This is a genomic window from uncultured Campylobacter sp., from assembly GCF_938041645.1.
GTDB lineage: Bacteria > Campylobacterota > Campylobacteria > Campylobacterales > Campylobacteraceae > Campylobacter_B.
Window position 1 is genome coordinate 1 of the sequence record NZ_CALIST010000072.1, and the last position, 23,561, is coordinate 23,561.

Annotated in this window: 18 protein-coding genes; 2 read left to right on the forward strand and 16 right to left on the reverse strand. The window is 49.4% G+C overall.

Going from position 1 to position 23,561, the window contains the following annotated elements; all coding sequences use genetic code 11:
- Positions 1-659: 659 nt before the first annotated feature.
- The 14 genes from Q0600_RS10085 to Q0600_RS10150 form a co-directional block, all read right to left on the reverse strand.
- Positions 660-1,649, reverse strand: a complete 990-nt coding sequence (locus Q0600_RS10085) for a c-type cytochrome (RefSeq protein ID WP_298759920.1) — start codon at positions 1,647-1,649, stop codon at positions 660-662.
- Between the two features lie 1,282 nt (positions 1,650-2,931).
- A complete protein-coding gene (locus tag Q0600_RS10090) occupies positions 2,932-4,110 on the reverse strand; it encodes a pyridoxal phosphate-dependent aminotransferase (protein ID WP_298759922.1) in 1,179 nt (392 codons plus the stop codon).
- Positions 4,107-4,586, reverse strand: a complete 480-nt coding sequence (locus Q0600_RS10095) for a hypothetical protein (protein WP_297923615.1) — start codon at positions 4,584-4,586, stop codon at positions 4,107-4,109. The genes Q0600_RS10090 and Q0600_RS10095 overlap by 4 nt, the downstream gene beginning before the upstream one ends.
- 10 nt (positions 4,587-4,596) lie before the next feature.
- Complete coding sequence (cysE, locus tag Q0600_RS10100) at positions 4,597-5,292, reverse strand: serine O-acetyltransferase (RefSeq protein ID WP_298759924.1); 696 nt, start codon at positions 5,290-5,292, stop codon at positions 4,597-4,599.
- A complete protein-coding gene (gene speA, locus Q0600_RS10105) occupies positions 5,289-7,127 on the reverse strand; it encodes a biosynthetic arginine decarboxylase (RefSeq protein ID WP_298759926.1) in 1,839 nt (612 codons plus the stop codon). Before speA ends, cysE begins: the two co-directional genes overlap by 4 nt.
- A complete protein-coding gene (gene hisS, locus Q0600_RS10110; RefSeq protein WP_298759929.1) occupies positions 7,124-8,365 on the reverse strand; it encodes a histidine--tRNA ligase in 1,242 nt (413 codons plus the stop codon). The genes speA and hisS overlap by 4 nt, the downstream gene beginning before the upstream one ends.
- 531 nt (positions 8,366-8,896) lie before the next feature.
- Entirely contained in the window at positions 8,897-9,379 is a 483-nt protein-coding gene (locus tag Q0600_RS10115; protein WP_298759932.1) for a hypothetical protein, read from the reverse strand.
- A 213-nt stretch (positions 9,380-9,592) separates the two neighbouring features.
- Positions 9,593-10,876, reverse strand: a complete 1,284-nt coding sequence (gene recG, locus Q0600_RS10120) for an ATP-dependent DNA helicase RecG (RefSeq protein ID WP_298759963.1) — start codon at positions 10,874-10,876, stop codon at positions 9,593-9,595.
- 2,209 nt (positions 10,877-13,085) lie between these two features.
- Positions 13,086-14,345, reverse strand: coding sequence for a pitrilysin family protein (locus Q0600_RS10125; protein WP_298759934.1), 1,260 nt, complete (start codon positions 14,343-14,345; stop codon positions 13,086-13,088).
- Between the two features lie 706 nt (positions 14,346-15,051).
- Positions 15,052-16,101, reverse strand: a complete 1,050-nt coding sequence (locus tag Q0600_RS10130) for a dehypoxanthine futalosine cyclase (protein WP_298759936.1) — start codon at positions 16,099-16,101, stop codon at positions 15,052-15,054.
- Between the two features lie 2 nt (positions 16,102-16,103).
- Positions 16,104-16,478, reverse strand: coding sequence for a HepT-like ribonuclease domain-containing protein (locus Q0600_RS10135; protein WP_298759939.1), 375 nt, complete (start codon positions 16,476-16,478; stop codon positions 16,104-16,106).
- Entirely contained in the window at positions 16,471-16,821 is a 351-nt protein-coding gene (locus Q0600_RS10140; protein ID WP_298759942.1) for a nucleotidyltransferase domain-containing protein, read from the reverse strand. Before Q0600_RS10140 ends, Q0600_RS10135 begins: the two co-directional genes overlap by 8 nt.
- Before the next feature lies 1 nt (position 16,822).
- Positions 16,823-17,395, reverse strand: coding sequence for an NfeD family protein (locus tag Q0600_RS10145; protein ID WP_298759945.1), 573 nt, complete (start codon positions 17,393-17,395; stop codon positions 16,823-16,825).
- Positions 17,392-18,312: a stomatin-like protein gene (locus tag Q0600_RS10150; protein ID WP_298759948.1), complete on the reverse strand. Its 921-nt coding sequence runs from the start codon at positions 18,310-18,312 to the stop codon at positions 17,392-17,394. The genes Q0600_RS10145 and Q0600_RS10150 overlap by 4 nt, the downstream gene beginning before the upstream one ends.
- Before the next feature lie 118 nt (positions 18,313-18,430).
- Between Q0600_RS10150 and Q0600_RS10155 the strand changes: the two genes are divergently transcribed.
- Positions 18,431-19,621 carry an MFS transporter gene (locus Q0600_RS10155; protein WP_298759951.1) on the forward strand — a complete coding sequence of 397 codons (1,191 nt, stop codon included), beginning with the start codon at positions 18,431-18,433 and terminating at the stop codon, positions 19,619-19,621.
- A gap of 10 nt (positions 19,622-19,631) precedes the next feature.
- On the opposite strand, the gene Q0600_RS10160 is transcribed toward Q0600_RS10155, so the two are convergent.
- Positions 19,632-20,783, reverse strand: a complete 1,152-nt coding sequence (locus Q0600_RS10160) for an MFS transporter (RefSeq protein ID WP_298759954.1) — start codon at positions 20,781-20,783, stop codon at positions 19,632-19,634.
- 101 nt (positions 20,784-20,884) lie between these two features.
- Between Q0600_RS10160 and Q0600_RS10165 the strand changes: the two genes are divergently transcribed.
- The gene (locus tag Q0600_RS10165; protein ID WP_298759956.1) at positions 20,885-21,478 is read left to right on the forward strand and encodes a hypothetical protein; all 594 of its coding nucleotides are present in this window, start codon (positions 20,885-20,887) and stop codon (positions 21,476-21,478) included.
- A 329-nt stretch (positions 21,479-21,807) separates the two neighbouring features.
- On the opposite strand, the gene Q0600_RS10170 is transcribed toward Q0600_RS10165, so the two are convergent.
- A complete protein-coding gene (locus Q0600_RS10170; RefSeq protein WP_298759960.1) occupies positions 21,808-23,529 on the reverse strand; it encodes an ABC transporter ATP-binding protein in 1,722 nt (573 codons plus the stop codon).
- Positions 23,530-23,561 lie beyond the last annotated feature (32 nt).

Sequence of the window (23,561 nt, forward strand, 5' to 3'; positions counted from 1 at the left end):
GTTTGCGCTAAGGCCTCGGACACGGTAAAATTTTAAAATTTATCGCGCTTGCGATCTGCGCCGTGCGCTTTTTGGTTCGACATATTCTGCTTTGCGGCGTCGGCTGTGTTCGTTACACTCGCCTTGTTCGTCGTATTTGGTTAAATTTTTAGCGTGGCTGTATCAAGAGGCAGGCAGCGCAGGTTTTGAAAACATCGACGCGGAATTTTAAAAATTCTGCGATAAAATTTCTGCCGCTGGCGGCGTTTATGCCAGAGCTTTTGCGACGAAATCTAGATGCGCCGCGCGATGAGCTTTAAAATTCCGAAGCGAAATTTAAAATCGCGAGCAGTGCGCGGCGCAGCAGGCATCGTAACATAACAGCGCAAAATTAGCCGCATTTGAATAAAACGACATAAAATTTAAGCGCTCCTGAATACGGCAGCTTGAAATTTAAATACCCTTAAATTAAAGCGACACGAAATTTAATCGTGCTAACTGCCGCAACCGCATTAAATCCCGAGCCGTTCCGCGCTGTGCCGAGCAGAATGCTTTAAGATCTGTGCCGCATCACGCTATTTGTATTAAATTCTGTGCCGCGTCGCACTAAATTTGCGTTAAATTCCGAGCCGCATTAAATTTACGTCAGAATTCCGCCGCCGCAAGGACGGCGTTTGATTTTATTTTTTGATCATGCGTTTGTATGGGCCGAAGCGGTGATCGTTCTCGTCAAATCCGTCGTTGTAAGGCCCCACGTCCATATCCATCTGCTTGACGTCTAGGTCGGGGAAATCTTTCTCTCTATCGGGTTTGATCTTGCGCGGCTTTGAGTTTATATACGCCGTCACGTCGAAAGCTTCCTCCCAGCTTAGCGAGGCGTCTCCTTTAGGCATAGTGGCTTTGACATACCTCGTTCCTTCGATGAGCCTATACATACCGGCGCCCGTATTGTAGCTGTCATCGCCCCAAAGCGCGGGGAATGTGTAGTAATCGCCGCTTTGAGCAAACCCCTCGTTTTTTATCCCTTCGCCGTTTTCGCCGTGGCAGGCGGCGCATTTTGCGGCGTAAATTTCGCCACCTTTTTTAGGATCCGCCGCGCGGTCTAAAAACTGCGCTTTCGGCAGCCCCTGACCTTTTAGCTTTGCGCCGACCTCATATCCTGCGGAGAGCCAGTGCATGTAGGCGATCATCGCGCGCATCTCTTTGGAGTTCGTAGGGATCGCTTTGCCCGCCATCGAGCGCTGAAAACAGCCGTTTATGCGGTCTTGCAGCGTGACTAGCTGATCCGATCTCGCGACATACTGCGGAAATCTCGCGTAGATACCCACGAACGGGCTTTGATCGGGCACGACGCCGCCGCTCGTATGACAGCTCGAACAGGAGAGGTTGTTGCCCGCAAAGCGCATTTTTTCGTCCTTTGCCTGCGGTCCGAGATACCTCGTCGTCTCGTTGATGAGTTTCGCGCCGTAGATGACGGTCTTTGCATAAGGCGAGTCGTCGAGCTTTGCCTCGTCTATGACGCCGTTTTCGTCGATGCCTACGGGCAGCCTAAACTCCTGCGTCTTTTGCTCGTACGGCACGGCTTTTTTGGCGTTGAGTTTGGCTACATCAAAACCTAAAACGGGCGTAAAAAATAGCGGAAGCGCTAAAACAAGGGCGGTTTTTCTCATATGTTCTCCTTTAAAAAGTAAAATATACATTTGAAATTATTGAATTTTTTAGTTAAATGTGCGTTAAAATTTCAAAAAAAGGAGAAATTCCGAGAGCTCGCACAGAGGGAAATTTTAAAGAGCCGATTTTAAAATTTGAGCGGGCGAAAAAATTTTAAAAGCTGATTTTTGCGATCTGCGCGTAGGGGAGATTTTAAAAAAGCCGATTTTTGAAGGCTTGCGAGAGCGCAAATCTAAAGGGCGCCTTTCACGGCTCGTTTCGTGCACCGCTCGGCCGCTTCCTGCGCTGTTGTATTTTGCATCGCTGCATTTTTGCGTCGCGGATGCGGCGTCGCGCCGCGTATAAATGCGGAGCGCATGCAAGTGCTTGTGAGAAGCGAACGGGTAAAATTTAGGCGTGCATTTCGCTCGTGCGCGACCGCGGTATATTTGATACGTGCCGCCCCTGCTGCTCCGCCACAAACGAGCCGTTCGCAAAAACGTGTCGCGGCATGCCGCCGAAATACAAGCGCAAATCGGTATTTCAGCGCGAGATTTGCAAAAGCATGTCGCGGTGCATCGCAGCAGGATATCGCCGCCGCATTTGAAATTTATCTAGGTTCGCCGGCGCGATAGGGCGAGGCGGATCGTCTCGTCCATGCGCCGTTTGGACGGCGCGCGTATTTATGCTCGCCCTGTACGCGCCTTAAACGGGCTCTAGGTTTGAAATTTAACCCGAGCGGGCTTGAAATTTAAAATTTAAGCGGATTTAAGCTTTGGCGGTCGGATCTGCTTGCGCGCCGCGCAGGACCGTATACGCGCTAGAATTGTCGCCGCCGAGATAAAATTTCGCGCTACAGGCGCCGTAATGCGGCGATATGAAATTCTAACGCCCCTAAATAAAACGGTATGAAATTTTAAATGCTCTTAAATTAAAACGGCGCGAAATTTAACCGCGCCTGGCGGTCGTATAAATTCCGTCGCTAAGCCGTATCGTGCGGAGCCGCATCGCGTCAGATCAGCATTAAGCTCTGCTGCCGCGCCGCGCGGGATTACGTTAAAATTCTACCGCCGCGCCGTACTACGCCCGACAGGATCTACATTAAATTTTGCCGCCGAGTTGCACCGCACTAGATTTGTTTTAAATTTTGCTGTCGTGCGCACTAAATTTACGGTCAAAATTTCGTCGTCGCGCCGCGCAAAATTTGCACAAAATTCGCCGTATCGTCGAGTCAAATTTGTCTCAAAATCCATTACTGCGGCGAGCTGCGTTAAAATTTAGATTAAAATTTCGCTGGCATGCCTATCTGTGGTAATTTTTTACGAATTTTTTTATGCGCTCAAATCCGCGTTTTAGATTTTCCATAGAGCATGCAAAGCTTACGCGGAAGTGCCCATCCATGCCAAATCCGCTTCCTGGCACCGTGGCTACGAGCCCTTTATCTAGCAGTTGCATGCAGAATTTCATACTATCGGGTTCTACCTGGGAGCAATCTATGAAGAAATAAAATGCGCCATCTGGTTTTACGACACTAAGCCCAGGAATCGCGCCTATCGCGTCCGTACCAAAATCGCGCCTGCGCTCGTATTCGCGCCTCATCTCCTCGATAAAATCGTCCGCCTCGCCGCGCAGTACCGGCATAGCGCCTGCCTGGACGATGCTTGCTACGTTGCTGACGCTTTGACTTTGTAAGTTTATCATCGCCTTATTTAGTTCATCGATCGCACAGGCGGTGTAGCCGAAGCGCCAGCCGGGCATCGCGCCACATTTGCTTAGCCCGTTGATCGTCACGGTGCGCCTAAACATATCCTCGCTGATGCTTGCTGCGGCTATGAAGCTCTTGCCGAAGACGATTTTTTCGTAAATTTCATCGGCAATTACCAAAATTTTAGTGCCTTTTAACACATCCGCAAGCTCTTGCAGCTCCTGGCGCGAATATACGGCGCCTGCGGGGTTACTCGGGTTGAAAAGGCACAGCGCCTTCGTGCGCGGCGTGATCGCGGCTTTGAGTTGTGAGGCGGTGATTTTGTATCGGTTTTCCGCCTTGGTGGCTACGATGACGGGCTTGCTGCCGCAAAATTTTACGATTTCGGGATAGGTGACCCAATAAGGCGCCGATATTATAACCTCATCGCCTTCGTTTAAGATGCAGTTAAAGGCGTTAAATAACGAGTGCTTGGCGCCTACGTTGGTGATGATCTGATCAGGCCTGTAATCTAGGTCGTTGTCGCGCTTTAGCTTCTGCGCGATTAAATTTAAAATTTCAGGCGTTCCGGCAACCGGCGTATATTTTCCGCAGCCCTTGGCCATAGCTTCTATGACAGCCCTTTTGGCGACCTCTGCAGTATCGAAATCAGGCTCGCCTGCGCTTAGGATTACGACATCTTGCCCCTGAGCTTTCATCTGTTTGGCTTTGGTGCTGATTGCGATTGTTAGGCTTTCGCCGAGCTTGCTTACGCGACTTGAAAGTGTTAATTTCATTGATGCTCCTTGGATTGGTTTAGACAATTTAAAATTTGATTTTTGACGCTAAAAGCCCTGCCGCTACTTGGGTCTTGGTCGTAGATATCGTCGATTTTATAATCTCCTCCGCTACGGACGAGTTTGTAGATTATCGTCTGCGCGCCGTAGGGGCAGGTTTGAGTTACTACGACGGTATCGCGCTGCCCTAGCTCAAAATCATATTTCGCGTCGTCGCAGACATCTTGACCGCCGATTACCGGATCGTAGTCCAAACAGCCCACCTCACCTTCGCCAGCAGATGCTTCATCTTGCATAAGCACGGATCTGAAAGAAGCTGATAGGGCATTTTTGTGATCGCCAAAATAGGTGTCCTTGATGTATAGACTTTTTACTAGGCTTATTCTGGCGTCGTCCGCGGAATTTTTCGCGCTATTAGCATCGCTGCCGCTTGCCGACAAAATAGCAAAAATTGTAAAAAATAGAGCTTTTTTCACTTTAACCCTCTTATTTTAATGATTTCAGATACTCTTTGTAGAATTTATTTAGATCCTCATCCATTGCGGAGATATCTTTTCTACCGCTGCAGATGCACTCTTCCAAAATTTCGATACGCTTGATGAGATATTTGATAAGCTCCTGGCTGATATCGGGAATTTTATTATGCGCCAAAGGATCGCTCTCGCAGCTTCCTAAAATTCTAGCCGGCACGCCTACGGCGGTGCAGTTTGGCGCGACGTCTTTTACGACGACGGAATTTGCACCGATTTTGGAATTTTCGCCGATGGTGATGTTGCCTAATACTTTGGCTCCTGCACCAACTACGACGCCGTTTTGCAGCGTCGGATGGCGCTTTCCGTGCTCTAAGCTCACGCCGCCGAGAGTGACGCCCTGATAGATCAGACAGTTATCGCCGATGATCGCCGTTTCTCCAATGACAAGCCCCGTGGCGTGGTCGAAAAACACTCCTCTACCGATCTGTGCGCCCGGGTTGATATCTACGGCGGTGATTATGCGGCTAAGTCCGCTAATCGCGCGAGCTATGAGCTTAAAACCTCGCTCGTAGAAAAAATGCGCGAAGCGGTAATTTATTAGCGCCCAGACGCCTGGATAGCAGAAAAATATCTCAAATACGCTATTGCATGCGGGATCTTGACGCAAGGGCTCGGTGAAGTCCTGTTTTAAAATTTGCCAAAAACTCATTTGATCGTCTTTAAGTAGCTATTGTCGTTTAAAAACAGATATAGCTCGCCCAGGATATGCTTTTTCTCTTTATCTCCGATAAGATTTGATTTTTCGACGCGCTCGTTTAGGCTTTCGCGGATATCTACTACGTCGTAGTCCATATCCTCCAAGATGTCGATGACCGATTGAGATTCGATAAAATCCTTGATCTCAAAGCCGCCGTCATCCTTTAAAATCACGGTCGCCTCTGTTGGGTGTGCAAAGAGGTTGTGGCTCATGCCAAGCACCTCCTGATAGGCTCCGACAAGGAAAAAGCCCAAAAAATACTCCTCTTTTTCAGGATCGAAATCGTGCAAAAATAGCGGATTTTTTTGATTGTCGAATTCTATCTCGCCGTCGCTATCGCAGGTGATATCCCAGATCGACGCCGATAGCGTGGCGCGCTCATCCAGCCTCTCTAACGGCATGATTGGGAAGTGCTGCTTGATGCCCCAAAAATCGGGCAAGCTTTGAAAGATCGAGAAATTTACTAAATAGCGCTCTTGAGCGTTGCCTAGTGAGTTTAAGAAATTGCTATACTCTTGCTTGTTGCCCAAAATTCCATACGCCTTTCGCATTATTAGATGAACTAAAATTTCGCCATTTGAGCGGTCGATCAGATCGACATATCCCAGATCAAAAAGGGTAAGCACACTCTCCATGTGCGACATGGCGTCGTGCAGATACTCTAGCGCGTTGGAGGGTTTTAGAGTTTTATACAGATCGTATAGCTCGGCGACTACCGGCGGATTATCCTTTTTTAGGGCGAGCTTCTCTTCGGCGTATTCTTGGGTAAAAAGCTCCAAAATCGGCGCCACGAGCACCGCGTGGCTGGCGGCTACGTATCTTCCGCTCTCGATAAAAATATCAGGCTCGGCCTCTTTTTTATCCTCTGCGATCGATTTTAGCAAAAAAACCACGTCGTTGGCGTATTCTTTTAGCGTATAGTTGCGGCTGGAGCTTTCTTTGGCTTGGGAGTATTCGATAGCAAGACCTCCGCCTAAATTTATGGATTTTAAATTTTTCGCACCCATTTTACGAAGCTCGGTATAGATATTGCCCGCCTCGATGAGAGCCTTTTTGAGCGGATGGATCTCTGTAATTTGCGAGCCGATATGAAAATGAATCATCGTAAACTGCTCGATGAGGTCGTTTTTCTTGAGTAAGCTTATCGCCTCTATAAGCTCGGTTGAGGTAAGGCCGAATTTGGAATTTATCCCGCCGCTTTTCGCCCACAGCCCGCTTCCGGAGTTATGCAGCCTGATGCGTAGCCCGATGAAAGGCTTTGGCGCAAACCGCTCCTTAGCCGTTTCGATGATAGTTTCAAGCTCATTTAGCCCCTCGATCGTAAGCGTCACGTTATGCCCCATCTCTGCGGCGATAAAGCCGATATTGATGAGCTCCTTATCTTTAAAACCGTTTACGGTAATCGGCGCGCCGTATTTGTTATACGCCATCGCTAGCAGCAGTTCGGGCTTGCTGCCGGCTTCGAGTCCGTATCCGTAAGGCTCGCCGATATCGACTAAATTTTTAACGAAGCCCGGGAATTGATTTACTTTAAGCGGATAGACGGCGTGGAATTTTCCCTTGTAATCAAACTCCTTAATAGCGCGGTTAAAATTTGAGTAAATTTCGACGATCTGCTTTTTGATGAGGTGCGGGAAGCGCAGCAGTATCGGGCCTCGCACGCCGTCTGCGCGGATCTCTTTTATGATATCCACCAAAGGCTGCTTGAAATCGGAGTTTAGGCATAGCTTGCCGCCGTCTATCGTGAAGTTGGAATTCCCCCAAATATTTAGTCCGTAATCGCTCATGCTCTATCCTTAAAAAATGCTTCGACCTCTTTAAATTTAATCGCAAAGCTGCTTTGATCCTCTAAATTTTTGCACCACACCTCGGCTCGGTCAAACTCGTCCTGCCCGATGCAAAGGCAAAATTTCGCCTCCGCCCCGTCGGCTGCCTTTAAATGCTTCGCAAGCGCCTTGGGCTCGTATGAAATTTGAGTTTTACAAAACTTTCGCAGCTTTAGCGCAAATGAAAACGCCGTGCTTACGAACGCCTCGTCTAGCGCGCCGATATAAATCCCCTCGCGCGCTTGTAAGCTTTCGCGCGTTTTTAAAATTTCGGCTATTCGCTCTATGCCTAGCGCAAAGCCCACGCCCGCCGTCTTTCTGCCGCCTAAAAACTCCACGAGTCTGTCGTAGCGCCCGCCGCCGCCTACGGCGCTTTGTGCGCCAAGCTCGCTTGAGACGAACTCAAAGGCGGTTTTGCAGTAGTAATCAAGCCCGCGAACGAGTTTCGCATCGATCTGAAATTTTTGTCCGTTTTGAGTTAAAATTCTTTGCAGCTGTGCAAATTCCGCGTCGCAGGCGTCGTTTAAATTTTCAGTTATAAGTGGCGCGGCGGCTAAAATTTTCTGGCAGTTTTCGTTTTTACAGTCCAGCACGCGGATCGGATTGGTGTCGATACGCCTTTGGCAATCCTCGCAGAGCCTATCTTTGCGCTCTTGCAAGAAATTTACGAGCTTGGTTTTATACGCGGGCATGCACTCCTCATCGCCTAAAGAGTTGATTTTAAGCGTTGCGGCGACATTTAGCTCGCGTAAAATTTGAGCTAGCATCAAGATTACGCTCGCGTCCTCATAAACGCTATTTTCGCCGAAGCACTCGACGCCGAATTGATGAAACTCGCGCAGACGCCCCTTTTGCGGACGCTCGTAGCGAAACATCGAGCCTTGATAATAAAATTTATGCACGCCGCCGCTGCGGTCTAGTTTTTTTTCGATAAAGGCGCGCACGACGCCCGCGGTACCTTCTGGGCGCAGGCAGACGCTATCGCCGCTTTTGTCGCTAAACTCATACATCTCTTTGCCGACGATGTCGCTGCTCTCGCCGACACTGCGGCGAAATAGCGTGGTCTGTTCGAGCTTGGGCGTTTCGATGAGACAAAAGCCGTAATTGCGCGCCACGCGCTCGCACACGTTTAAAATTTGCGAGTAGATGCGCGCCTGCTCGCCTGAAATATCGTTCATACCGCGAAGTGCCTTGATCATCTATAAAATCCTTTGCGAAATTTTAAAATTTTCAAATTTTTGCGGCGATTATAGTTAAATTTTCCTAAATTTTAAGCCCTGCCGCTCGCGGTTTTGTATCGGTTCTGCTTATTTACATCGCGCGCCGCGATGATTTTAAAATTTCAAATTTATTCTTAAAATGCGGATTGCGCGATCTTTGAGAATTATTTTAAACGATCGGCGTTTATAAAATTTACGGCGCGACGATCGGCGTAACGGCTGCTAATATTACATTCTGAGAGCTTGCAAATACAGCGCCAGGCTTATAAAAACAGCGCGCCGCTAGGTTTAATGTATCCCGCACTGCGAAGCGGTTTGATTTTAAATTTAATTTGCGATGTGTCGCGCCAGCTCGTGGCATGCTATGTAAAATTAAAGCGCCACCGAAATTTACGCGCTGCGCAAAATTTAACGCATTGCGTAAAATTTTAAATTTTACCGCGGCGCAGGTCGCGCGCCATTTCGGCTTAGGCGTGTATTTTTAACCGGCTAAGCTCGGCGGTAAAATTTCTACTTCGCCGCCTTGAAGCTCAAGAATTCCTCGTAGCGGCGGTCGATGATCTCTTTGATCTCGGCGTAATTTTGCGGCGAATTTTCTATGTAAAAATAGGCGTTGTCGAAGTTTTTATCGCCGAATTTGCGCGCGACGAAATCGTCATAATCTTGCAAATACCAGCCGTGCGTTTTGGCAAATTTCGTGCGGTCCGTGGTGTAGTAGGCCTTCGCAAAGGCCTTGCCCGCGGTGTTTAGCTCCTCGCTGCTCAGCACGCCGTCCATGGCGCCAAAGAAATACCCGCGATAATCAAAGCTATCGTCCATCCGCGCTATATCGTCCGCGAAATCCGCCGCGAAGTCCTTGGAGTAGAGCTTGCGCTCCATGCACCAGCGGAAGAAAAACGCGATGTGCGTCGCGCCGTTTTCCTGCGGGATATCTGTCGGCGCGTTTTTCGCGCCCCAGTGCCATTTTGCCTTGTCATAGGTCACGTAAGCCATTTTGCTCTCCTTTTTTTGGACTTTAAGTTGCATAAATTTTAGAAATTAAAAGCAAACGACGCTTGGTAAAGCTCTAAATTTTATCCGATACAATCTGCGCCGTGAAATTTCAAATTTTATATCAGATCGCTCATTCCCTCATAATCGCATTCGCTTCATAAAATTTTGCCGCGGCTAAAATTACGTTTAAATTCTATCGCGCCTCGTAGAATTTCACGCGCCTCGTCCTATGTCTTTCAGTCGCTGCTTTGCCGCCGCCGTCACGTCCTCTTCGTAATCATACCACGCAAACATCGCGCCGTGCTGCACCGAGCCGCCCAGCAGATCGCCCCCTTGGCGGTTTTTCAGATCGATATTTGCGACCTTAAATCCATCCAGCGTCGCTGCGAACTCGCGCAGGCGCTGCGGCGGAGATTTGAGCTTGGTGTAGAGGTAGCAGCGCCCCGCCTGGCCTTTGCGTCCTACGCGTCCGCGCAGCTGATGAAGCGACGCAAGCCCCATCCGCTCGGCGCCCACGATTAAAATGACGCTAAGCCGCGGCAGCGAGATGCCCACTTCGACGATCGTCGTGGTTATCAGCAGTCGCCCCTCGTCGCGAAAGCGGCGCAGGATCTCCTCCTTGTCCTTGTCGCTGCCGTGAGTGATCATCACGTCCGCAAACTGAGCCTTCCAAAACGGCGCCGCCTCTTCGAGGCTTTGATAGACCGAGCTTTCGCTTTGCTGCACGAGCGGATAGACGATGATCGCTTGATTGCCCGCGGCGAGCTCGCAGCGCAGATCCTGCATAAAGCCCGCAAATCCGTCGTTTTGCAGGATTATAGTTTTGATCTGTTTTTCAAACGGCAGCTGTTTTAAAAAGCTAAAGCTCACGAGCTCGGACTGGATCATGCTTAGCGTACGCGGTATCGGTGTGGCGCTAAACTGAATGAAATGCGCTCGAAACTCGCCGCTCCCCGTGAGGCGCGCGATCTTTTCGCGTTGGTTGGAGCCGAAGCGGTGCTGCTCATCGACCATTATGAGATTTGACGGCGCGAGCTCGTGGTAGAGCAGGGCGTGAGTGCCGATGATAAGGTGCGCGTCTGCGAAATTTGGCTCGCGATCGCCGCTTTTTACGAGCAGGACTTTGATCTGCGGCGGCAGCAGGCGGCGCGCCTCGGCGTAAATCTGCTCGGCCAAGATGCTTGTAGGCGCCATCAGATAGCTGATGCGCGGGTAGTTCATCGCCGCGCTCGCGAGGATGACGAGCGTCTTGCCGCTGCCTACGTCGCCCATGACGACGCGGCGGCGCGCCAGAGGGCTTTGCAGATCGCTAGCAATGTCCTTTATCGCGGCTAGCTGATCGCGCGTAGGCTCAAAAGGAAGTGAAGCAAGCCAGTCTGAAATGTCGTGCAGCGGGTAAATTTGCGCAGGGAAGCTCGTTTTTTTCGCGCTTAGCTTTTGCAGGTAGTTTAGAATTTCGACAAATTTCAGCGTGCGTAAAATTTCAGCTCCGCTCATAGATGCGACGGCTGCAGCCTGTTGTACAGCCTCGGCGGCATGGACAGTTCCAGCGTCGCTTGCAATTTGAGCTATTGTAGGTATGGCGGTTATAGCTTGGGCGGCTGCGGTCTGGATAGTTTCAGTTTGATAATGCGTAGGTTGGGCGGAACAATCGCGCGAAGCGCTCATCGGTGCGGCGAGCGCGTCCTGAACAGCCTCGGCGGCGCTTGCAGTCTGAGCGATCGTAGGCTCTGCGGTCTGCACAGCTACTACCGTCTGAACATTTTTGGTTTGATCGCAGGAAGGCTGTGCGCCCGCAGCTTGTGCGTTCAAAGTTTGGGCGGCGGCGGGTTGCGTATCTATGTCTTGGGTGCTTAAATTTTGTTTTGCAATTGCGGCTTGCTCGGCTATGGACTGCTCGGTCGCGATATGCTCTAGCATGGGTTGTGCGGTCGCAGCTTGAGCATCTGCCGGCCGTGTCGCTGTTTGGGTACCGGATACTAGGTCGTTTGAAATTTTATCGCCGCTCGCCGCCGCTTCATTATCGGCTTTGAGGTCGTTTGAAATTTCATCTCTGTGCGCCTCGGCGCCGTTTGCGGCAAGAAAATCCTCATCGCCTTGAGCGCTAAAATTTTCGTCGTTATAAATTTCTACTCCGCGCGCCTGATGCTCATTGCCATCTAAAATTTCATCGCTCGCAATCTCGCCGTCGCGGAGACTTGGGTGGGGCAAAGCCTTCGTGTTCTTTGGAATTTCTCCGCTTAAAATTTTATTCGCCGCACCACGCTTTGCCTCGCAGGCAAGAACTCCGCCGCTTCGCGGATAGTTTGAAATTTTGTTGCCCAAAATCTCATCATTTTGCGATCTGCCGTTTAAAATTTCAGCGGCGACCGAGCTTTGCGAGCTCGGAATTTCGCCGTTATCTAAAATTCCGTCGTCATTTAAAATTTTATCGCTGCTTGAAATTTCATCGCCTAAAATTTCACTGCCGCTTGGAATTCTGCCGCTGTTTGAAACGTCGTCGCGCTCGCCGAAATTTTCCGCGCCGCCCTCTTTGAGCTGCCTATTTAGCGCGGCTAGCATTCGCACGCTGCGCGGCGAGCTCTCGTGTAGCGCGAGCAGTACCGCCGCCTCGTCCGCGCGCAGCCCGCAGTCTAGAAGCGCGCCCGCGCTTAGATATTTTTTGATCAGCTTTTGCGCCGCGGCGTCGCTCAGCGCGGCTTTGTATTTGGGCGCGATCCTGCCCGGCTCGCTTACGATTTTTGGGTTTACGAACTGCCACGAGCCGAAGCTCTCGTCGCATTTGCCGTGGATGAAAAATTTTTTGCCGCGCTTAAAGGCGCCGAAGTGCCAGCTTTTGGCGTTGAAGATCACTATTTTGATCTCGCGCTCCCAGCTGAGGCAGTGCGCCGTGACGATGAGCATCGAGCCGCGCCTGTGCTGGAAGAGGCACTCGACCTCCGCCGTGCTCTCGCCCGCGCAGGGCGCGTCCCCCACGCTTAGATCGTCGAAGCTTTTGGGCAGAAGCAGCGCCAGATCCAAAAGCGTCGTAATGCCCGCCTTTTGCGCCGCCGCCGCGTCTTTTGCTTCAAAAATCAATTTTCATCCTTTAAATTTTAATAGGCGGTTAAGCCCTCGCGCTACGAAATTCTATACACCGCAGTGGAATCGCTCGCCGAAATTTGATCGAAATTCTATGCGCTGCATCGAACGCTTGCTTAAATTTGCTCGGAATTTCGCCCATTGCGGCAAATTTGCTCTCCGGCTTTGCTTGTAAATTTTACTCGTTTGCGCGTGTTTTGTTTGGCAGCCGTGTTTTTGCGGCGTGCACCGGGTTTTAAACAGAGCGCGATCGCTTGAAATTTCACGGCGCGATTTGCGAACTGCAAAAATTCAATTACGGCAGCCGCCACGCGCGCCTTTTTAAATTTCACGGCGCGACTTACAAACGGCGTGCGAGGCAGGACTTCGATTTTGCGCGCTGAAATTTTACCGAGCCGCGCACGACGCCTTTAAATTTAGCCGCTTTTGTAAGGCTCGTAAATTTAATCGCTTCTGCAAAGCCCCGCAAATTTTAGCGCGACCATAGTTTTAAATTTTAAACGCAAGCCGTCCGCAAGCGGAGCGAAAAAGTAAAATTTAGCGCCGTCTGCGCCGCTTTACAAATTTTAAAATTTACCCAAATTTTAAGCCGGTCGCAGGTATGCACTCGCTGTGCCGCGACGGGCTAAATTTCAAGCCCCTTTTTCGCGGCGGCCTCGTCGCAAATGACGGAAAAGCTTAGGTTCATGATCTCGTCGTGCGACTTGATGAAATCGTTGAGCGCCCCGAGTTTTAGCGTCTCGATGCGCTTTAAATTTCGCTCGAACTCGCCGAATGCATAGCCCTTGTAATACTCGCTCTGCGCGATCGCCGCGCGCTTAAACATCGTCTCTTTTTGCAGCGCGGCGCTTCCGATCAGGAATTTTTTGGCGCTTTTTAGCTCCGCTTCGCTCACGCCCGAAGCGATAAACTTCGCGATCTCCTCTTTTACGAGCGCGGCGGCGTTTTGCAAATTTTCGTTTTTGGTCTGCAGATAGCCCCAAAACTCGCGGCGACTAAGCTCGAAATCGCCGCGCGCATAGACTGAGTACGCAAGGCCGTGCTTAACGCGGATGCGCTCCATCAGCCTGCTGCCGAAACCGCTGCTTCCGAGCACGAAAAGCGCGGTGTTTGCGATGAACTCCTGCTCCTTTGGCAGCGCAAAGGGCGCGCCGAAGTAGATGTAAGCCTGCTGTGTCTGCTCCTTTTGGATCTTTATTTTTTTCGCATCGCTCGGCGTAAAAAACGGCAGCTCGCGCTTTTCTCCGCTTGCAAAAAGGCTCAAAATTTCCACGATTTTCGGATTTTTATCGCTCACGTCGCCGCATAAAACGACGTATAAATTCTCTAAACTCAGCGAGGCGAAAAACTCCCGCACGTCCTTCATAGTGATCCGCTCTATGCTCGCCTCGTCGCCTATGAGCGGCCGCTCGAGCCTCGTGCGCGGATACAGAAGCGCTTTTAAGTTGCACGTCGCGATGTAATCAAACTCGCTTTTTAGCACGGCGATCTCGCCTATGGTTTGCATTTTTAGCTTTTCCAGCACCGAGGGCGTTAGATTGGGCTCTCTAAGCAGCTCTCGCAGCATATCTAGACCGAAATCAAAGTGCTCTTTTAGGCAGTTTAGCTGGATGCCGAAGGTTTCAAAATTGCTCGCGGCGCTGATCTCGACCGCGCGGATATCGAGCTTGCGGTGAAATTCGCTCACCCCCAGCGTCTTTGAGCCCTCGCCCAAAACGCCCGCGCAGATGCGCGCAAGGCCCAGGGTCTTCTCGCTCACCGCGCCGCTTGCTTTAAAAATTAGCTTGAAGCTCGCCACCGGCAGCGAATCGTCAAACTGATACAAAAAATCGATTTTAGCGTTCTTGCCGCCTTTGGTCTTAAGTGAAATCTCTTTTTTTTCCATCGTTTTCCTTTATAAAATTTTTAAATTTCATCGCTCTTTCGGGCACGGTTTTAAAATTTTGACGCAGCCATGCGCATTGCTTTTGAAATTTATACGCTCAAGCTCACTTTTAAAATTTTGCTAAAACGAGTTTTCAAAATTTTGTTCAAACTCGCTTCTAAAATTTCGCGCTAGGGCAGTTTTGCCCGTCCTGCTTAAAATTTTAAAATTTAATTGCACCGCACGTTTTGTAAAATTCCAGCGCCCCAAGCAGCGCGCCGCCGCAACGTATTCTAGCTACGAGGCGAAATTGTCACAGCGCATTTGCGGCACAAAACGAAATATCCGCGCCTAAACGGGGGGAGCATACTGCTACTAAACACGCAGCTCTACGGCGTATCGAAACCGCAATATGTTTTGTCGCCGCAAACGCGGTAAGCGTCTTCACAAAATGCTTTCTGCGCTCCGTCTCCGTCGCGTTGATATCGCGGCGTGAAATTTCGCGTCCGCAAAATTTTAAGGCGAAATTCCGCAGCGGAATGAAATTTTACCGCGCGAATTCCGCTCGCGCCAGTAAATTTAAACCCGTACCGATATCAAAATTTTAAATTTCGTTGCAAAATTCCACGATCGCAAAAATTCGCTATCTGTTTTAAGACAAAATTCTACCGCTATATTCTAGCCGCAAGCGCATAAATTCCTGCCGTAAACGCGCAAAAGCCCGCACCTAAGCGTACGTCTCCAAAATATCGTAGTTAGTGTTGCGCTTGGCGGGTATTTCGTCCACGTCGCGGATCAGCGCTATCATCTCGTCCTTGCTCATCCGAAAGCTCGCGCCCGCCGCCTTTACGACGTTTTCTTCCATCATCGTGCTTCCAAGATCGTTCGCGCCGAATTTCAGCGCCAGCTGCCCGATGTAGCTGCCCTGCGTGACCCAGCTGCTTTGGATGTTTTTGAAATTATCCAGAAATAGCCGCGAGACGGCGAGCAGGCGCAGGTATCGGTTCGGGCTTTGCTTTTTGATCTCCGGATGCTCGCGCAAAAGGCGGGTATTTTGCCCTTGAAAACTCCATAAAATGAACGCTCGAAAGCCGCCCGTGCGGTCTTGCAGCTCGCGGATTTTTTCCCAGTGCTCTACGATCTCGCGCGTGCTCTCCAGCGTGCCGAACATCATAGTGGCGGTCGTTTTCATACCGATGCCGTGTGCCTCCTCGTGCACTCTAAGCCATGTGGCGCTGTCGCTTTTGCGCGGCGCTACTAGCTCTCGCACGCGGTCGCTTAAAATTTCGGCTCCGGCTCCCGGCATCGAGTAGAGTCCCTTGGCTTGCAGCCTGCGAAGCACTTCAATCGTGCTGATGCCGCTAAGGCGCGCGATATAATCGATCTCGATCGCCGAGAAGCCGTGGATCGTGATGCTAGGGTAATTTTTGTGGATGAACTCCACTAGATCCTCGTACCATTCGATTTTCAGCTTCGGATGGACGCCGCCTTGAAATAAAATTTGCGTGCCGCCCACGGCGATGAGCTCCTCGATCTTTTCGCTAATCTGCTCAAAGCTTAGCACGTAGGCGTCTGCGTCGCTTGCGTGGCGGTAAAATGCGCAAAATTTGCAATCCACCATGCAGGCGTTGGTGTAGTTTATGTTTCGATCGATGATGAAAGTCGTGACGCGATCCGGATGCAGCTCGCGCTTGCGCGTAAACGCCGCGCGCCCAAGCTCGTTCAGATCGGCATGCTCTATTAAATTTAAGGCTTCATCTATACTTAGTCTTTTCAAATTTATCCTTCCGATTTGCCTTTGCGATACGGCTTTAGTGCGCTGGTGATTTTTTGATTTAGCGTCGGCAGATAGTCTTTGATAGCTATCTCTATCAGCTCAAAATTTAGCCGTTCGTATTCGTGCGAGGCGATATTCCTGGTGGCGTTGATAGCTCTTATTTCATCTTTGCTAAAGATCGCCAAAGCCTGCAAATCGTTGCTTTCTTGCAGCCCTTTTAGCAGGGCGTAGATATTGATGAACTGCATCATTATCGCAGGCTGCAAAACGTCCTCGTCGGCAAGCGCCTGCGCTACGCCGCCCTCGCATTTTTTTAGGATGGATGAAATTTTATCAGATATTTTTTTTAACCGCTCGACGCTTGATCTTTCAAACATAAATCGCTCCTTGCAGCAGCTTTGTTTTTTCTTCGCGACTTAAAGAGGTAGTATCGCACAGATCGACATTTGCATTAAATTTACTGGAGAGCTTTTTTTTAAAATCGTCTAAAAAAACCAGCGCCGAAAAAGGGTTTCCCAGATTTTTTACCATTTTTGCCCCGTCGGTTTCGATCGCGATATCGATGTCTGAAAACGCGTCGGCGCTACCTTTGGCGTAGCTGCCAAAAAGCCCTAGCTCGGTAACGCCCACCGCAAAAAGCCTCTTTTTCTGCGACGATAAAAATTTTAAAATTTCATCTTTGCTGTTGATTGTTTTTTTCGGTGTGTTTTTAGCGCTCACTCTACGCCTCTTTCGGATCTTTGGACGCTTCTTCTTTAGCGCCAGAGCTTCGCGCGTCTTTACTTGCGGCGGCGTTGGAATTTTTATCGTCGGCACTCGTGCTGGCCGTGTCACCTAAATTTGCGTCGCCGTCATTTAAATTTACGCCGTCTGCGCCGCTAGAATTTCGACTGCTATCTTTTTTAACTACGATTTGGCCGTTTTTTACGCCTAGAATTTCAACTCGGTCGCCCTCGTTAAGATCTGAAATTTCATCGCTTTTCCAAAACGTACCTTTGAAATAGACCATGCCGTTTTTGACGGTGCCGGTGCCGCTTTCGTCTAAAAAATTATCCTTATGCTTCTCTTCTGGTTTGAAAAAGCGTGATTTTAGCGGCTTTTTAAATGCGATCAGAAGCACGAAAGAGAGTACGAACGAAAGCAGAATCTGCACGTCCCAATCAAGATGAAAGCCGAAGCTCAAAAGCCCCGTGATGAAAAATCCGGCGCTGAAAAATATAAAGGTAAAATCCATCACCAAAAGCTCGACGATCGCCAAAATCACGCCGATTATGATAAAAATCAGCGCGTTCATTTAACATCCTTCGCGCCGTTTTTGCCGAGGAATTCTTTAAGCACGCTAAGAGAGCCAATAAGCTCGCTCGTTTCGTAAGGGATCAAAATTTTATCCTTGCTCGGGTTTTTGGACAGCTCGCTGAAAGCGTTTACGCGACCTTGCGCGAGCAGGTATTCCGCCGCAAAGCTAGAAGCGCTCATCGCTAAATTTATATTGTCCATCGCGTCTTTTTGACCTTGCGCGAGCGCGATCTGCTCATATTTTTTCGCATCCGCCATACGCTCGATCGCCTCGGCCTCGAGGACTTTCTCCTGCTTTAGCGCCTCGGCGTTTCGGATGAGGGCTGCTTTTTCCGCCTCGGCTTTAAGCTCGATCGCGCGCTTTTCGCGCTCGGCTTTCATCTGCATATTCATCGCCTCTTCGATGCCGTGCGGTACCGAAATTTCGGAGATCTCCACGCGCATGATCTTTACGCCCCAGTTATCCGCGGCGTCGCCCAGAGCGATTTGTAGCTTGGAATTTAGCTGATCGCGCGAGCTAAGCGTGCTGTCTAGGCTCATCTCGCCGATCGCGCTACGTAGCGTCGTCATCGCTAAATTTGAAATCGCGCGGCGATAATCCTCGACGTTGTAAAGCGCCATCTTGCCGTCGATGACTTTTAAAAACACGATACCGTCGACGCTTATGTTGACGTTATCTTTAGTGATGACCTGCTGCTTGCTGATGTCTACGAGCTGCTCGCGAACGCTCATCTTCGCGCGTACCGCGTCAAAAAACGGCACGATGATGTGAAAGCCGCCGTCAAGCACCTTATGAAAGCGACCCAGCCGCTCGATGATTAAAATTTCCGATTGTGAGACGATCTTGACCCCCATCTTTAGAATTGCCGCGATGAGGACGCAAAATACTATTACCGTAGTTACGAACCCTTCCATTTTCACTCCTGAATTAAAATTTCACAATTATAGCATTTTTAGCTTATTTTGGCTTTTAAGGCGCGTCGTGATACAATTTCGCTAGATTTTTTATATTAAATTTACGGGATAAAATTTTATGATCAGATATATCGTGCTGCTTCGCCATTCACGCAACTACCGCCTGCTCTTTTCGGCGGGTTTTATATGTATGTTTGGCTTGTGGTTTTCGGTCGTTGGAGTCGCTACGCTGCTCATTGAGCTTGGCGCGCCGGTATGGGCTATCACGGCGGTAGGCGTCGTTTCGTTCGTGCCGAACGTTTTTTTAGCGCCCATTAACGGCATCATCGTGGATAAATTTCAACCAAAGCCCCTGATGACGGCGATGTTTATAACCGAGATGATCAGTATTTTCATGCTGATTTTTATCGATAGTTTGGATTATCTGTGGCTGCTGCTTCTGATCGTGGTCGTGCGAAGCGTCGCAGGCACGCTGTTTTTTCAGACCGAATCCTCCACGCTGCCGAAATTTCTAAGCCGTCCTTATCTCAAGCTTGCCAACGAGATGACGGGCATTATCTGGACGATCACATATACTTTCGGCATGGCGAGTGCGGGCGTTTTTATCCACTATTTCAGCGTGCGAGCGGCGTTTATTTTGGATTTTTGTTTATATGTTTTTGCATTTTTCATCCTGCTACGGCTAAATTTTAAAGACCTCGCAAGAAACGCGCGTGAGCCCGTGTTTAAGATGCTAAAGGAGGGCTTTTCTTACCTGCGCTCGCATCCTTTGGTCGTACATCTCATCGTCCTTCACGCCTTTGTCGCCGTCACCACCTACGACAATCTCATCGTGCTTCTTGCGAAGTATAAATACAAAGAGATTTTAAGCGCCTCGCTAGTCATCGGGCTTATGAATATGTCGCGCTCGGCAGCTGCATTTTTCGGGCAGATATGGTTAAGCAAGATCGTGAATAAACATACGTTTTTTTGGCTATTGCTGGGGCAGTTTGCGGGCATCGCGTTGTGGGCGGTGCTGGAGTTTAACTACTGGCTTTCGTTTGCGGGGATGATCGCGGCGGGATTTTTCATCACGACGGTGTGGTCGTATTCTTTTACGCAGCTGCAAAACCACGTCGATAGGGAGTTTTTCGGGCGCGTCATAGCTTACAATGACATGGCGTATTTCATCGTCGCCACGCTTGTTTCGGCGGCGATCGGATTTTTTTTCGAGCTTGGATTTTCGCTTTTGCAAATCACCTTCAGCATGGGCTTTATGTTTGCAATCGCGGCGTTTTATTATAAATTTTTGATCTACGAAAAAATTTAAAATTTTAAAGCTATCTTTTCGGCGCGATCTCGGGGCGGAAGATAGCAAATACGAATAAAAAGCTCATCGCTGCGAAAAATACCCAGATAAAGCCGTTTGCGCCCAAAAATTTCATCATCGCGCCGATTATCAAAGGCGAGCAGAGCGACGCGCTCGAATAGATAAAGAGCATCGCCGCAGAAATTTGCACGCGCGAGGCGCCTTCGCCGGTGATGGAGTCGTTTGCGCGCGCGATGGCGAGCGAATACAAAGGAAAGGCGCCGAATCCTAACATCAGCGCGAGCGCGCACGTTAGGATGAAGCTCTTGGCAAAAAACAGCGCTGCGCAAGCTGCGATGCCGATGGCGCAAACTATCATTATGGCGCGTTTGCGGCCGAATTTATCCGAGATTACGCCGCAAACAAGCTGCGATAGGAAGCCTCCAACCATCGCAGATCCCATAAATGCGCCCACCGAGCCCACTCCAAGCCCTGCGCTTAGCACGAAAACGCTCGCCATCGAAAAAAAGCCGTTAATCAAAATGCCCGCGCAAACCACCGTCGCAAACGCAAGCGGCGGCACGATCGAGATTTGCGGCATCGAAATTCGCATGCGAGCGGGGACTCTAGGAGGATTGAAGCGGATTAAATTTACCGGCAGCAGCGCTAGGATGATGAAAAATGCGCTTAGCACGAAAACCTTCATCGTTCCGAAATTTAGCGCCAAAATTATAACTCCTATCGCAAACGCGCCGTAAAAAACCGCTTCGTAGATCGCGAGCACGCGGGAGCGGATGGAGTTTGTGATCTTTGAGTTTATCCAGCTTTCGATTATCATCAAAAGCGCGTAGTAGCAAAAGCCCAAAATAAAGCGCAAAATCGCCCAATATACGAGGTTTGAGCCTAGATCGTGCAGCATTGCAGCAATTCCGAAAAGCGCCGTAAAGACTGCGTATGCCCGCACGTACGAGAGTGCGCCAATTATCGAAGGCACAAAAAAGCCGCTAAAGATCGCCCCTAAAAAGAAAAACGCCGAAATCGCTCCGATCTCAAGCTCGCTGTGGCCGGATTCTTTTAGCATGATGCCCGCGCTTGCGATAACTAGCGCGTCGCCGATAAACATAAAGAAAATCCCCAGAAATAGGGGGCTTAGCGAGCGTGCCGCGCGCATAGATTCAAACAATGACTTTCCCTTGGAATTAAAATTTGGCGTATTGTAGCCTTTTATTGATTAAAGCTCGGTTTTTATGGCAAAATATTTGAAAAAATTTTGAAGGAGCGGGTATGAGATTAAAAATTTTAACCGCATTTTTACTGGTGGCGATATTTGGCGGATGCGCGGCGTTTCGAGGCAAGGTATATATATTGGAGGATCCCAAGGTAAAGGAAGCGTATAGCGCGATAGAGTTACCGTATAGCATTAAGATAGATGGAGAAACTTTTACCAGAAAGTATAAAAATCTTGCGGCGGCATATTATTTTTTAAACGGTGAGGAAGGATTTGGCTGGAGTAAGCTCGTATCTATATCATATTTCAACGACGTAAAAAATATCGATGAGTATGCGTATGGGATATATCAAGCGATCGAAGAGGCCAATGCGGGAAAAAAACAAGAGGATCGACGCTCCTTCGGCATTTTAAAGACCAACCATACGCAAGCTATAATAGTACTCCTCAATCCGCCCGCCCCCGGAGATCCTAATTTCAATAAATATGAAGTCGATCTAATGGTTGCAGATATGCAAAGTTGTGGACTTATACTTGTACAATACGCGAAAAATTTCGATTCGGATAGGGATTTTAAAAAGATGCGAAAATTTATAAAGGAAAATAAAGCTAAAATTTTACCGCAGATGCCTAAGATCAAGTGCAGGTAGCGCCGAAAAGCCCAGCGTGCGATAAAATTTTACCGCAGCGGTTTTAAAACGGCGCGAGCGTTTAAATTTAGAGACGAGCCGCAACGAAGCGCTGAAATTTTGAGATAAAATTTTAATCCAAACGTTAAAACTCTAGCAGTCGTGCCTCGTCGCACCAAAGAGTCGAGTTTTATTGAAAAGCCCTGCGGCCGAAGCGGCGATCCGCGCGGCTAAATTTAAAGGTAAAATTTCAATCTTTGCGGATAAATTTATGCGACTTGCTTCAAAGATAAAATTTTAAAATTTCATAGAGCAAAACCGGGGCGTAAAAGGGGCAAAATTTTAAAGCTCTAGCCGTTTTGCATGATCCCCTTTAGGCTGCGATACTCCTCGCACTCGCACGTTAGTTTCGCATCGGTGCCGATAGCGAGGATGCGGCCGTTTTTCATCACGGCGATATTATCGGCGCGCTCGATCGTGGAGAGGCGGTGAGCGATTACAAAGACGATTTTGCTTTGTTTGATCTTTTCGATGACATTTGAGATCTCCTTTTCGCTTGCGTTATCTAGCGCCGAAGTCGCCTCGTCGAATATTAAAATTTGTGGGTCTTTATACAGCGCGCGCGCGATGGCGATACGCTGGCGCTGCCCGCCGCTAAGGTTTGCGCCGAACTCGCTAAGCACGGTATAAATTCCATCCTTCATCGAGCTTACGAACTCATAGGCGTTGGCGAGCTTGAGCGCTTCTATGACGCGCTGCTCGTTAAATTCCGCGCCATAGCTTACGTTTTGCGCGATTGTATCGTTGAAAATATAGACGCGCTGGCTTACGAGGCCGATGTTTTCGCGCAGACTAGGGATGTTAAACTCGCCGATTTCGTCGTTGCCGTTGAATAAAATTTTACCGCTGCTTGCGTCGTAAAAGCGCATCAGCAGGTTCATGACCGAGCTTTTGCCGCCGCCGCTGTTTCCGACGAGCGCTAAAATTTCGCCCTTTTTGACGCTGAAGCTTATGTCTTTTAGCGCCGCCTTGTCGCCGTAGTTTAGCGACACGTCGCAAAAGCTCACCGAGCCGATCTCGCCCATCTGCTTGCCGCCTCCGACTATCGTAGGCTCCAAGTCGATCAGCTCAAACGTCCGCTCGCTCGCTGCGATGGCGTCTTGCATGTTGTTGTATAGCGAGGAGACCTTTTTTATCGGGGTGTAAACCATAAAAAGCGCCGTAAGGAAGCTGAAAAAGCTGCCGATGCTCATCTGGCCCGCGATGACCTCCTGTCCTCCGACGATGATCACCACGGCGATGCCCACTGCGCCTAGCATCTCCATGATCGGGCTTACCAGACACGTCGTTACGACCGCCTTTAAATTTAGACCGAAAAATTTCTTGTTTTCGGCGTTAAATTTCTCCACCTCAAAGTTCTCGGCGTTACTTGCCTTGACGATTTCGATGTTGGAGTAAATTTGACTGAGCGCCGAGGAGATATCGGAGGTTTTCTCTTGAGACTCGCGCGAAATTTTCTTCATCCGCTTCGCAAGGCGCGAGAGCGGATATATCGCGCATGGAAAGACCACGAGCGCGAAAAACGAGAGCTTCGGGCTCTGATAGATCACGACGCCCAAAAGCCCCAAAATCGTAATGATCTGCGTGAAAAAATCGGGGATCATATTCGAAACTACAACGCGGATACGCTCGATGTCGTTGATCGTGCGGCTGATGAGTTCGCCCGTGCGGAAGCGGTTGAAAAAATCCACGTCCAGCCGCACGAGGCTTGCGACGAGCCTATCGCGGAAGCGGCGCACCGTGTCTTGACCGATGAAGGCGGTGAAGTAGTTTTGCATAAACGCACCGCCGCTTTTCATCGCAAAAACCACGATGATCGCGATCGGAAGCGTGTAGAGATACGGCTCGTTTTTTTCGACGAAAATTTTATTTAAAACGGGCTCGACCAGCTTCGCGCTCGCAGCAGTCGCCACGCTCGTCATTACCATACCCAAAATCGCCAATGCAAACTGCGGCTTATAATCCCTAAAATAGGGCTTAAAGCGCGATAGTAAAGTTTTAAAACCGTTCAAATACAATCCTTTTTTATAAAATTTTTAAAATT